At 67.2% G+C, this 11,627-nt stretch carries 16 protein-coding genes and 1 tRNA gene; 9 read left to right on the plus strand and 8 right to left on the minus strand.

The features are described from left to right. Positions 1-54 precede the first annotated feature (54 nt). From rpsI to ACK4SE_RS07320, 3 genes are all read right to left on the minus strand, one after another. Positions 55-549: a 30S ribosomal protein S9 gene (rpsI, locus tag ACK4SE_RS07310; RefSeq protein ID WP_409690562.1), complete on the minus strand. Its 495-nt coding sequence runs from the start codon at positions 547-549 to the stop codon at positions 55-57. Next, positions 549-1,022: a 50S ribosomal protein L13 gene (rplM, locus tag ACK4SE_RS07315; protein WP_409690790.1), complete on the minus strand. Its 474-nt coding sequence runs from the start codon at positions 1,020-1,022 to the stop codon at positions 549-551. Before rplM ends, rpsI begins: the two co-directional genes overlap by 1 nt. A gap of 182 nt (positions 1,023-1,204) precedes the next feature. Next, on the minus strand, positions 1,205-2,248 hold the full coding sequence (locus ACK4SE_RS07320) for a COX15/CtaA family protein (protein ID WP_409690564.1): 1,044 nt from the start codon (positions 2,246-2,248) through the stop codon (positions 1,205-1,207). A gap of 137 nt (positions 2,249-2,385) precedes the next feature. Between ACK4SE_RS07320 and ACK4SE_RS07325 the strand changes: the two genes are divergently transcribed. Further along, on the plus strand, positions 2,386-2,637 hold the full coding sequence (locus tag ACK4SE_RS07325) for a transglycosylase (RefSeq protein WP_409690567.1): 252 nt from the start codon (positions 2,386-2,388) through the stop codon (positions 2,635-2,637). Then, positions 2,634-2,837 (plus strand): DUF2842 domain-containing protein, encoded by a 204-nt coding sequence (locus tag ACK4SE_RS07330; protein ID WP_409690569.1) that lies wholly within the window; start codon positions 2,634-2,636, stop codon positions 2,835-2,837. The genes ACK4SE_RS07325 and ACK4SE_RS07330 overlap by 4 nt, the downstream gene beginning before the upstream one ends. A 106-nt stretch (positions 2,838-2,943) precedes the next feature. On the opposite strand, the gene ACK4SE_RS07335 is transcribed toward ACK4SE_RS07330, so the two are convergent. After that, complete coding sequence (locus ACK4SE_RS07335; protein ID WP_409690572.1) at positions 2,944-3,153, minus strand: hypothetical protein; 210 nt, start codon at positions 3,151-3,153, stop codon at positions 2,944-2,946. Positions 3,154-3,490: 337 nt separating this feature from the next. On the opposite strand from ACK4SE_RS07335, the gene ACK4SE_RS07340 reads away from it, so the two are divergent. After that, positions 3,491-4,012 carry a ferritin-like domain-containing protein gene (locus ACK4SE_RS07340; RefSeq protein WP_409690573.1) on the plus strand — a complete coding sequence of 174 codons (522 nt, stop codon included), beginning with the start codon at positions 3,491-3,493 and terminating at the stop codon, positions 4,010-4,012. Between the two features lie 64 nt (positions 4,013-4,076). Here ACK4SE_RS07340 and ACK4SE_RS07345 read toward each other — a convergent pair whose 3' ends face one another. Continuing rightward, positions 4,077-4,289: a hypothetical protein gene (locus ACK4SE_RS07345; RefSeq protein ID WP_409690576.1), complete on the minus strand. Its 213-nt coding sequence runs from the start codon at positions 4,287-4,289 to the stop codon at positions 4,077-4,079. Positions 4,290-4,537: 248 nt separating this feature from the next. Here ACK4SE_RS07345 and ACK4SE_RS07350 point away from each other — a divergent pair, with 248 nt between their 5' ends. Then, entirely contained in the window at positions 4,538-4,705 is a 168-nt protein-coding gene (locus tag ACK4SE_RS07350) for a hypothetical protein (protein ID WP_409690578.1), read from the plus strand. Beyond that, positions 4,702-5,109, plus strand: coding sequence for a hypothetical protein (locus ACK4SE_RS07355; protein WP_409690580.1), 408 nt, complete (start codon positions 4,702-4,704; stop codon positions 5,107-5,109). Before ACK4SE_RS07350 ends, ACK4SE_RS07355 begins: the two co-directional genes overlap by 4 nt. 225 nt (positions 5,110-5,334) lie before the next feature. Here ACK4SE_RS07355 and ACK4SE_RS07360 read toward each other — a convergent pair whose 3' ends face one another. After that, a complete protein-coding gene (locus tag ACK4SE_RS07360; protein WP_409690583.1) occupies positions 5,335-6,096 on the minus strand; it encodes a Crp/Fnr family transcriptional regulator in 762 nt (253 codons plus the stop codon). 212 nt (positions 6,097-6,308) lie between these two features. On the opposite strand from ACK4SE_RS07360, the gene galE reads away from it, so the two are divergent. The 4 genes from galE to glf all read left to right on the plus strand — a co-directional run bounded on the left by galE (position 6,309) and on the right by glf (position 11,054). Beyond that, positions 6,309-7,340 carry a UDP-glucose 4-epimerase GalE gene (galE, locus tag ACK4SE_RS07365; RefSeq protein WP_409690586.1) on the plus strand — a complete coding sequence of 344 codons (1,032 nt, stop codon included), beginning with the start codon at positions 6,309-6,311 and terminating at the stop codon, positions 7,338-7,340. Further along, on the plus strand, positions 7,337-8,641 hold the full coding sequence (locus tag ACK4SE_RS07370) for a family 1 glycosylhydrolase (protein WP_409690589.1): 1,305 nt from the start codon (positions 7,337-7,339) through the stop codon (positions 8,639-8,641). Before galE ends, ACK4SE_RS07370 begins: the two co-directional genes overlap by 4 nt. Positions 8,642-8,731: 90 nt before the next feature. Beyond that, entirely contained in the window at positions 8,732-9,400 is a 669-nt protein-coding gene (locus ACK4SE_RS07375) for a hypothetical protein (RefSeq protein ID WP_409690592.1), read from the plus strand. A gap of 82 nt (positions 9,401-9,482) precedes the next feature. Further along, positions 9,483-11,054, plus strand: a complete 1,572-nt coding sequence (glf, locus tag ACK4SE_RS07380; RefSeq protein ID WP_409690792.1) for a UDP-galactopyranose mutase — start codon at positions 9,483-9,485, stop codon at positions 11,052-11,054. A gap of 6 nt (positions 11,055-11,060) precedes the next feature. Here the strand turns inward: glf and ACK4SE_RS07385 are convergent. Then, positions 11,061-11,136: transfer RNA gene (locus tag ACK4SE_RS07385), tRNA-Val, on the minus strand. Between the two features lie 61 nt (positions 11,137-11,197). Then, positions 11,198-11,473 (minus strand): HU family DNA-binding protein, encoded by a 276-nt coding sequence (locus ACK4SE_RS07390; protein ID WP_409690595.1) that lies wholly within the window; start codon positions 11,471-11,473, stop codon positions 11,198-11,200. Positions 11,474-11,627: the final 154 nt, after the last annotated feature.

Below are 11,627 nucleotides of genomic sequence, written 5' to 3' on the forward strand. Positions count from 1 at the left end.
AAGGGCGCCCCGGGTCTCCCCGAAGCGCCCCAAAATCCAAACCGCGTGAACGGCTTAGCGCTTCGAGAACTGGAAGCTGCGGCGGGCCTTGGCGCGGCCGTACTTCTTGCGCTCGACCACGCGGCTGTCGCGGGTCAGCAGGCCGTGGGGCTTCAGCACCTTGCGCAGGTCGGGCTCGTAATAGGTCAGAGCCTTGGAGATGGCGTGGCGGATGGCGCCGGCCTGGCCGGACAGGCCCGAGCCCTCGACCGTGGCGATCACGTCGAACTGGCCTTCACGGTCGGTCAGCTGCATGGGCTGGACGATCATCATGCGCAGCACGGGGCGGGCGAAGTACACTTCCTGCTCGCGGCCGTTGATGGTGATCTTGCCCGAGCCGGGCTTGATCCACACGCGGGCGATGGCGTTCTTGCGCTTGCCGGTGGCGTAGGCGCGGCCCTGGGCGTCGATCTGGGGCTCGCGGATGATGGCCTCTTCCGCGGCGGTTCCCATGCCCTTCAGGGCGTCAAAGCCGGTGGCGGCCGTCGTTTCGTTGGTCACGTCGGTCATTACTGGCTCCGGGTGTTCTTGGGCGAGGCCGACTTGAAGTCGATCGTCGCGGGCGACTGGGCCTGATGGGTGTGCTCGGCGCCGGCGAACAGGCGAAGGTGCGTCATCTGCTTGCGGGCAAGGGGGCTTTCCTTGGGCAGCATGCGCTCGACGGCCTTTTCCAGCACGCGCTCGGGGAAGCGTCCGCCCAGGACCTTTTCGGGGGTCGTGGACTTGATGCCGCCGGGGTGGCCGGTGTGGCGATAGTAGACCTTGTCGGTCGACTTCTTGCCGGTGAACACCACCTTGTCGACGTTGGTCACGACGACATAGTCGCCGCAGTCAACGTGCGGGGTGTAGTCCGGGCGGTGCTTGCCGCGCAGGCGGTTGGCGATGAAGGTCGCGAGACGGCCCACAACGACGCCCTCGGCGTCGATATGGATCCACTTCTTCTCGACCTCGGCCGGCTTCAGGGAAGCCGTGGTGGTCTTCAACATGATCAGGTGTCCTGAGGCGAAATCGGGTCGCGGACGCAGATCGTGGGACCGACGCCGCTCGGAAGCGGGGTCAATAGAGGGGTGCGTGACATCCGTCAACGGCGTTATTCGACGCCAATTCGATCTATGCTTCTGATTTAGCAGCACTTTTCAAATACGGTATTAAAATACCCAGTCGATCAACCGAACATTCGCGGCTGGGAGCGCCGAACCAGCCACAGATTGACCGTCGCCGCGCCCAACGCCAGCGCGGCGCCCGCCTGGTGCAGCACGCCCAGGGACAGCGGCACGGCATGCACCAGGGTGGCGATCCCCAGCACCGCCTGGGCCCATACCAGCGCCAGCAGCACCCAGGCCGAGGCCCCGGCCCCCTGCGCCAGCTTCGCCCGGATCACTTGCACCGCATAGACCGTGGTCAGCGCCAGCAGCGCATAGGCCATGATCCGGTGATTGAACTGGACCAGCGCCTGGTCGTGCAGGAAGGCCAGCGCCCCCTGCCCCCAGTTCACCGGCGCGATGACCATGCCGTTCATCAGCGGCCAGTCCGTATAGACCATGCCCGCCTTGGACCCGGCCACCAGCCCGCCCAGCAGGCTCTGGAGGAACACCACGCCCAGCACCGCGGCGGCGAACCGGCTCCACCCGGCGGGCGAGCGCGTGCGGTCCTCGCCGAACCAGGCCTCCAGCCCCGTCCAGATCAGGCCCATGAAGATGACGAAGGCCAGACCGAGGTGAACCGTGAGACGCTCGGGCGCCACATCGACCCGCTCACTGAGCCCGGAGGACACCATCCACCAGCCGATCAGCCCCTGCAGCCCGCCCAGCCCAAGCAGCACCACGCAGCGCAGCACCAGACGGCCGGGAACCATCTTGAGGGCGAGAAACACGAGGAACGGCAGGGCGAAGGCCACGCCGATCAGGCGGCCAAGCTGGCGGTGGATCCACTCCCACCAGAAGATGCCCTTGAACTCGCCCAGGGTCATGCCGGCGTTGACCTGCTGGTATTGAGGGATTTCCCGATACAGCGCGAAGGCCTCGTTCCAGTCCGCCTCGTTGAGCGGCGGGACCGCGCCCATGATGGGCTTCCATTCCGTGATCGACAGGCCCGAGCCCGTCAGGCGGGTGATCCCGCCCACGACGACCATGGCGAACACCAAGGCGGCCACGCAGAACAGCCAGAGCGCCACCGGACGCGAGCGATCCCATGCGGAAAAACGGTTCATTGGACGGCCGTCGTTCACTAAAAGAGCCAAAGACCGGACCGAGCGGCCCGATGTTTCCCCTATGCCCATGGAATGGCGTAAGGACCAGTCGCAAATCGGCACAGCGACAAGCGGTCGCCGCCACCACGGAGCGAGACGTGCAGTATCTGGACATCATCCTGGCCGTCGCGGGCGCCCTGGCCCTTGGCTGGGTCGCCGACCTGCTGACCGGCGGACGCGGCATCGCCCGCTGCCTGCTCGCGTCCGTGACCGGCGCGGCATGCGGCTGGTTCCTGGCGGTGCGGGTGTTCGGCGTCCACGCCATGGGCGAGCTGGGCTGGACCCTCTGGGCCATGGCGGGATCGGTGATCGTGCTGCTGGTGTATTTTCTGACCCGGAACAAGCGATGACCGCCCTGCCTGCCCGCACCCGCCGGATCATCGCCGCCTTCGCGACCCTTGCGTTCCTGGCCTTCTACATCTGGCTGGCGACCGTGGTGGCTGACGCGCTGCCGGACAGCTTCTGGATCGACCTGATCTTCTATCCCGTGGCCGGCACCCTGTGGGGCGTGCCCCTGATCCCGCTGCTGAGGTGGGCCGAGCGCGGATAAACCATCCATAGGCCGCCTGCTCCCGGACAGGTCCCTGCTCGCCGTCCGGGCGGCGCCAACGCAGCCGCGACCAGATCACGTCTGCATCGGGGTCACCTTCAGCCGGTCACTCCGCGTTGTTCGACACGGGCCGCTCGTCGGGTGGCGGCGCCTCGTCAGCGGGCGTGCCGCCCGTCTGTCCCGTGGGATTGGTGGTCGGCGGCAGCACCTCCGGCGGCGCCGTCGGGGGCGCATTGTCTTCCTCCACCGTCGCTTCCATGCCGTCCTGCCGGATCCCGTCGCCGATGCGGTCCCAAGCCAGCCACATCACGATCATGAGCCCACCGCCAGGAGCAGGATGATGATGGCGGCGCGACCCGTGCGGTCTGACCGGGCCATCAGGCGGCGGCCTCCGGAGCCGGAACCGCACGCGAGGGCCCCGTGCCGGTCGCGTTCATTTCACCGGGATCACGCGAGCCGTTGTCCCAAGACATCCAGAGAAGCATGGCCGCAGCGAGAGGCGTCCGCTCTCGGGCCCTCCCCCCTCAGCCATGATCCCCGGGCAAGGCGGCCGACGGCCCTGTGGTCGCTGAGGGCTGCTGCGTCGGATATCGGACACAGGAGCCTTGGCCGCGCTGGGAGGTTGCATCGACACCCCCAACGAGGAGAACCCCATGACCAAGACGACTGACGATGTCCTGCGCGCCGTGTTCATTACAGGACTGAAGAACGCCCACGCCGTGGAGCATCAGGCGCTTGCGCTGATGGATCGCCAACTGGACCGACTGAAGCACTATGAAGATGTCGAGGCCCGGCTTCGCGAGCATCGCGGCGAAACCGAGACCCAGATCGAACGCCTGGAAGCCATCCTGGGTCAGTTCGACGAAGATCCCTCGGGCCTCAAGGACGCGGCCATGAGCCTGTCCGGCAATCTGGCGGCCTTGGGTCACGCCTTCGCCGATGACGAGATTCTCAAGAACGCCTTCGCCAATTTCGCTTTCGAGAACTTCGAGGTGGCCAGCTACAAGTCCCTCATCGTGCTGGCCAGGAACGGCGGCTTCTCATCCGCCCTGGACCCGCTGGCCGAAACCCTCGGCGAGGAAGAAGCCATGGCGGCGTGGGTCGATGACAACCTCACGAGCCTCACCGAAAAATACGTGGCGCTGAAGGCCGCCGGCGAGAACGCGAGCCGATAGGAGAGCCGGATTGCGACCCGGGGCCAACTGGCTCGGGGTTGCGGCGCCCCGCAGTCTCGACCTGTCAGGCTCCGAACCATGACGCCGCCCCGGCGATAACCAGCGCTACGACCACGAGCAGGGCGGCCAGATACCAGACGCGGGGCGTAAGCCGCAGGCCGGGTCCGCTGCGGTCCGGCGTCATCCGCGTGGGCGGCTGAGGCGCGACCTGGGGCGATGCCGGCTCCCCGCCGGCCTCGGAGTCCGTGGAGCCCGAGGTCAACGCCGGGTCGAACACGGGGGTCGCTCCGTTCCGGCCTGACCGGCGGCTTTCGACATCACGAGATTGGGGATAGGGCATCTGGGTCAGTCCTGGACAGGGAGGGTGGGCGCCGCTGCGCCGCTACCCCCCAATCCCTGGCGCACAGGCCGGGTTCGTTTGGCGCCCCTATGTTAAGTTCCCGACACCGCGGCTTCCAGGCCGCGATCAGCGGCCGTGCGGAACACCCGCTCTCCCAGCCCGGTTACCCGGGAAAGGAGACCACCATGACCGACACCGCAGACGAACATCCCATCGCGCTGGCCCCCACGGACCCGGCGCCCGATCCGCAGACAGACGACGACACGGAAGCCGAGATCGCAGCGGACGACGCCGGGGCCTCGGCCATGGCCGAGCGAGCCGGCAAGGCGCAACAGGAGGGGGCAGACTCATGACGCCTCGCACCCCGGCGCCGACGCAACCCTATACGGCCGGCGAACAGATGGACCGTCCTGTGGATCCGTCCGCCCGGGCTGCGATGGATCGCGACGCGGCCGACATCGCGATGCGGTCCCGTCGTCACGCCTTTGCGGGCTCGGCTGCAGGCGTGGGGAGCGTCGCCTTTGACGATCCCGGGGCCTACGACGTGACTGATCCGGGGGCGTGCCCCGAACGTCGACTGAACCCCGATCCCGCCGCCCATCCCCATGCCGAAGCTCATCCCGACGCCGAAGCCGCTCGGATACGCGCCGGCGGGCTGGCGCCCGGGGAAGATGCTCCGGGCGAGGACGATCCCGGAGCGAGGATGGCTGAGACGGACTCCTTCAAGCGCCCGGGCAAGGCTCAGGAGCCTGTCTGAACTCGTACAGAAAAATGGGCTGGCCCGGCCTCTGGGAGAGCCAGAGTGCGCCGGAAAGAAGAATGGCCCCGCCGGAACGAGCCAGCGGGGCCTGACGAACCTCAAGGCCCGTCAGTTTGATCCACCGGACTGAAACAACCGGATCGCCAGTGTGTTTCCGCGGGTCCAGACGACAGACTGGAACCGACCGACCCACCGCCGCTGGCAACCACCGAAGGAGTCGGATCAGGCCGCGCCTGCGACGCGCGACGCTGGCGACGCTTCAGGCCCCGCGGGCGCAAGGCAGGCGCACGCACTCCTCTGCAGGATTTCTGGACGCAGGATACGGACGCGACCCCGCACAAAGCGCACCGCCCCCTGATCCTGCAGCGCCTTTCCGGCGGCGTTCACGCTCGTCCGCTGAATGCCGAGCATGGCCGCCAGCTCGGCCTGGGTGATCTGGATGTCGGCGCCCGTCGCCGCCTCGTGCAGTTGCAGCAACCAACGGGCCAGGCGCGCCGGGGCCAGGTGCAGCGCATTGCAGGCGATGTCTCCATCTTGCAGGCTCTGTTCGGCCAGCATCTGATCGATCAGCAGTCGATCGGCCCGGGCCCGACCGATGATCTCCACCAGGTCAGGTCCGCGCAGCGATAGCACAGCCCCCGGAACGAGGACGCGTCGGTCCCTGCGCGCACCGCCGTCGGCCAAGGCCTCGGCGTTGACGATGGAGCCGGGCCCCGCCAGCCTGAGGCAGACCCCGCTGCCATCTCTCCGGAAAAGTCCGACAGCGCCGGTCAGGACGAACTGGACGCCGCACCCCTCGCTCAGCCGCTCCCCGGCGCGAACCTCCTGCAGATGGCCTCGGCGATAGACCGCCAGCCGGACCTCCAGCGGCAGGCTGGCCAGAACAGGGTGACGACCTTGCTCAACCGCCGTCGGCACGATGCGGGGCTCCGGCGTCGGCGCTTCGCGGGCCGGTCGACCGAACTGCTCACGGGCCCATGACATGTATTGGGGTTCATCAACGCTGCTCATGGAGCCTCCAGCGTCCATTCTGGGGTTCCCGAGCGGCGGCGCACTCACATAGGTTAAGAACCGGCCTGGTCAGACCCGACGGACGCCGGGGGGCCGGGGGGCCGGGCCGCGCCGCTACGTCCAGTACCTGACACAGGAACGCGCCGCCTCCGCACCGGTTGGCCCCGGTTGGTCAGGAGAAGCTCATGAGTGGTACACGACGTGTCCTGGTGACGGGCGGCGCGGGATACATCGGATCCCACACGGCCAAGGCTCTCGCTCGTGCGGGGCATATTCCCATCGTCCTGGATGATCTCAGCAACGGGCACGCCGAAGCTGTGCGCTGGGGGCCGCTGGTGATTGGAGACGTCAGGGATGTCGAGGCCGTACGGCGGTGCATCCACGACCATGCCGTCGACAGTGTGATCCATTTCGCCGGTCTCATTGAGGTCGGCCGCTCGGTCCGCGAGCCCGACGCTTTCTGGGACTACAATCTGAACGGTGTGGCGGCGGTGCTGCAGGCGATGCGCGCCTCGGGCGTGAGCCGGCTGGTCTTCTCCTCGACCGCAGCTGTGTACGGCCAGCCCGAAAACGGATCGCTGGAGCCGCTGGGAGAAACCCTCCCCCTGCTGCCGATCAACCCCTATGGAGACACGAAGCTGGCGGCCGAAAGGCTGATCGCCGCCTACGCGCGGGCCTACGGCATCCAGGCTACCGCGCTGCGCTATTTCAATGCCTGCGGAGCTGATCCGGAGGGCGACCTCGGCGAAGCCCATGATCCCGAAAGCCATCTGATCCCGCTGGCGATCGAGGCGGCCCTGGGCCTGGGTCCCGCCCTGACGGTGTTCGGCGGCGACTTCCCCACCCCCGACGGATCCTGCGTCCGCGACTATGTGCACGTCTCCGATCTGGCGCGCGCTCACGTGCTGGCGCTTGAAGCGGATCCCGGCCCTGACGGGTTCGCCGCCATGAACCTGGGAACAGGGCGCGGCTATTCCGTGCTTGAGGTCATCGCTGCGGTCAGTCGAACCGTCGGCCGCGCGACGCCGCATGCGATGGGCGCTCGCCGGTCCGGCGATCCCGCCAGTCTGGTGGCGGATCCGGGACGCGCGCAGCGCGGGCTGCGTTGGCGGCCCCGCTACACGGATCTCGATGAGATTGTGGCCACCGCCGCTGCATGGCGACGCCGCCCCGCCTTCGGGCCGGGTCTGGCCGACGTCCTGAGCGAGGTGGCGTGAACGCACTGGAACTCTGGGGCGGTCACGAATGCACGGTCAATCGTGTGGGCGACGTCTGGCGCGACCAGACGGTCTTGTCCGGCCATCAGGACCGGCTGGACGACCTGGACCTCTTCGCCGATCTGGGCCTCAAGGCGATCCGCTTTCCGGTGCTGTGGGAGCGGACCGAAACCGCGCCGGGGCGCTTCGACTGGGGCTGGGCTGACCAGCGACTTCAACGGTTGAAAGACCTGGGCCTGCGCCCGGTCCTCGGCCTGCTGCACCATGGGGCGGGTCCGTCCTGGACGAACCTGCTGGACCCCGCCTTCGCCGAAGGACTGGCGCGCTTCGCGGCCGCCGTCGCCACCCGCTATCCGTGGGTGGACGACTGGACGCCCGTCAATGAGCCTTTGACGACCGCGCGGTTCAGCGCCCTCTACGGCCACTGGCATCCCCACGCCCGCGACGAAGGCGCGTTCTGGCTGGCGCTGATCAATCAGGTGGACGCCACCCGGCTGGCCATGGAGGCCATCCGCGCGGTCAATCCGGCGGCGCGATTGATCCAGACCGAGGATTTCGGCCACACGTGGAGCACACCGCCCTGTGAGGGCCAGGCCCGCCACGAGAACGAGCGACGCCTCGCCACATGGGACCTTCTGATCGGCCGGGTCGTACCCGGACATCCACTCTGGCCGGATCTGGAGCGGTCCGGTCTCGCCGACCGGGCGAAGGCGATCGCCGACGCCCCCTGCCCGCCCGACGTTCTGGGGCTCAATCACTACGTGACCAGCGACCGTCTGCTCGATCATCGGCTCCATCGTTACCCGGCCGGGACCCGGGGTGGCAACGGCAGGATCGCCTACGCCGACGTGGAGGCCGTGCGGGTGGTGGACGACTATCCTTGCGGGTGGGCGCGCAGTCTGGAGACGCTCTGGAAGCGATACGAACTACCCATCGCCATCACCGAATGCCACCTGGGCTGCGACACGGATTCGCAGCGGCGCTGGCTGTCCATGTGCTGGGAGGCCGCCTCACGGGCGCGCAGCCGCGGGGTCGATGTGCGCGCGGTCACCGTCTGGGCCCTGCTGGGCAGTCACGATTGGGACAGTCTCGTGACGGAGCCGAAAAACCACTACGAAGCCGGCGCCTTCGATGTGTCCTCCGGCGCCCCCCGGCCAACAGCCCTGGCTGATCTCGTGCGCACCCTCGCGGACGGCGACCCGGCTCCTCGACACCGCTCGTCCGGGTGGTGGGAGGAGCCCCGACGGATCCTGTATCCGCCGTTCCCGAAGCCCCGCGCAATGTCCGAAGTCCAACTTTAGGCCTTGTAGAAACCCTTGGCTTTCAGGCCGGAGAAACCATCGCTTGTTCCGTAGGTTGGCCATACCCGCCCCTCGCTCAAGGACCCCACCATGGATCGGCGACCACCCCACCCCATCTGCGCAGATGTGATCGCGCTTCCACACGGACGGGAGGAGGCGATCGTATGCCTTTCGCATCTGCGATGGGATTTCGTGTTCCAGCGACCCCAGCACCTGATGGGCCGGTTCGCCCAGACCCGGACGGTGCTCTATTTCGAGGAGCCCCTGCCCTCCGAGCCCGGAGCGCCGTCCTCCGTCGATGTCAGCGTCTGCGGCAAAAGCGGAGTCATTGTTGCGACGCCGCGCCTCGCGCTCGACCTGGACGACCACGTCAAGACCGCCGCGCTCGCACAGATGCTCGTGGACACGCTGGCCGCCCAGCACATCCAGCGGCCCGTGCTCTGGTTCTATACGCCGATGATGCTGCCCCTCACGCGGGGGCTCGACGCCGCCGCCGTGGTCTATGACTGCATGGACGAGCTGGCGAACTTCAAATTTGCGCCCCCTGAACTCAGAGCGCTGGAAAAAGACCTGTTCCGCGCTGCGGATGTGGTTTTCACCGGGGGCTACAGCCTGTTCGAGGCCAAACAGGACCAGCACAGCGACATTCACCCGTTTCCCTCCAGCGTGGACCGCCCGCACTTCGCCGCGGGGCGGCCCCCGGGCGCGGGGCGCGGGCCCCCGGCGCGCGAGACTTGGCTTTTATGGCGTCATAGATGAACGGCTGGACCTCGACCTGATCGCGTTTCTGGCCGATCAGCGCCCTGACTGGGACATCGAGATCGTCGGCCCGGTCGCGAAGATCACGCCTGAGAGCCTGCCCCGTCGTGCCAACCTGTCGTGGCCCGGCCCCCGCACCTATGACGAGTTGCCTGAGTGTCTGGCCGGGTGGGACGTGGCGCTGATGCCGTTCGCCATAAATGACTCCACGCAATTCATCAGCCCCACCAAGACGCCGGAGTACCTCTGCGCAGGGCGGCCGGTGGTTTCGACGCCAATCCGGGACGTCATTCGCCATTACGGAGACCTGGAGGCGGTGCGCGTCGCCGCGACCCCGGAGGCCTTCGTCGAGGCCTGCGACGCCGCTTTGGCGCTGGCCAGGGGCGACGATGACGGATGGCTGGCCGAAGCCGACCAAAGCCTCGCGTCCCTGTCCTGGGACCAGACCCATCTGCGCATGTCCGCCCTGCTGGACACGGCGGTGCGCCGCCGCCTCTCGCCCCCCAAACCCGCGGCGCCTCCGGCGCGCCGTGTCCAGTATGACGCGCTTGTGGTCGGCGCCGGGTTCGCGGGATCCGTTATGGCCGAGCGGCTGGCGTCACAGGGCAAGACGGTGCTGCTGATCGACCGCCGCCGGCACATCGCCGGCAATGCCTTTGACCGACTGGACGACGCCGGCGTGCTGATCCACCAGTACGGACCGCACATCTTTCACACCAATTCCGCAGACATCTTTGACTACCTGTCGCGGTTCACCGCGTGGCGCCCCTACGAGCATCGCGTGCTCGCGCAGGTCGGCGACAAGCTCGTCCCCATGCCCATCAATCGCACCACGCTGAACGCACTCTACGACCTGGACCTGCGGTCGGACGAAGCCGCCGAGGCCTATCTGGCTTCCCGCGCCGAACCTGTGGAGCGGATCCGAACTTCGAAGGATGTGGTGGTCAACGCCATCGGGCGAGAGCTCTATGAAACCTTCTTCCAAGGCTACACGCGCAAGCAGTGGGGGCTGGATCCCTCAGAACTGGACAAGTCGGTGACGGCCCGCGTACCGACCCGGGTCAACACGGACGATCGCTATTTCACCGACGCCTTCCAGGCGATGCCGCTGGATGGCTACACGCGAATGTTCGAGAACATGCTCGATCACAAGAACATCCAGATCGAGACAGGCGTGGAGTATCGCGACGTGGTCGAGGATGTGGCCCACCGGCGACTGGTCTTCACCGGTCCTATCGATGAGTTCTTCGACCACCGCTACGGCCGGCTTCCCTACCGGTCGCTGCGGTTCCAGCATGAGACGCTGGATCAGGAGTGGTTTCAGTCGGTCGCCACCGTCAATCACCCCGCGGAAAGCACGCCCTACACGCGGGTCACCGAGTACAAGCACCTCACCGGCCAGCAACACGCGCGCACGAGCATCACCTACGAGCACCCCACTGCGGAGGGTGACCCCTATTACCCCATCCCCCGGGCGGAAAACCAAACGCTGTTCAAGCGGTACGAGGCGCTGGCGACCAGCCGGCCGGAGGTCTCGTTCGTGGGTCGGCTGGCGACCTACCGCTACTACAACATGGATCAGGTAACCGGGCAGGCCCTGGCCGCGTGGCGGCGCCTCGGCGCGGACAGCAAGCCCGCGGCGCTGTCCGTCTGACGGGGTTGGTGGGCGGCGACGGGTTCGAACCGCCGACCCTCTCGGTGTAAACGAGATGCTCTTCCAGCTGAGCTAGCCGCCCTCAATTGAACAGGGCGCGAACCACACGGCCCGCGCCCTGATCGAACAACGCATGAACCGGATTAGCCGTTCAGGGCGCTCTTCAGACCTTCGCCGACGCGGAAGCGCGCGGTCTTGGAAGCGGCGCGTTGAACGGTCTCGCCGGTGCGCGGGTTGCGCGCCAGGCCGGCCTTGCGCTCGGTCGCCACAAAGCTGCCGAAACCGACCAGACGCACGTCTTCGCCGGACTTCAGCGAGTTGGTCACGCTCTCGGTGAACACGTCCAGGGCCTTCTTGGCCTGGTCGCGCGTGATCCCGGCGCCATCGGAAATGGCGGCGATGAGTTCAGCTTTCGTCATTACAGTTTTCTCCAGCCCTATATGGGGCGCAGCTGCCGTCCAGAAGACGACTCGGCCTCGGCCCTACCCTTCCGACTAAAGGCCAGCTTTTCCCTCGCGTCAAAAGGGAAACCGTCCGGAGTCCCTTTAAATTGGGGGTTTATGTCCCATTTCG

This window comes from Brevundimonas sp. (genome assembly GCF_046293315.1).
Taxonomy (GTDB): Bacteria; Pseudomonadota; Alphaproteobacteria; order Caulobacterales; family Caulobacteraceae; genus Brevundimonas.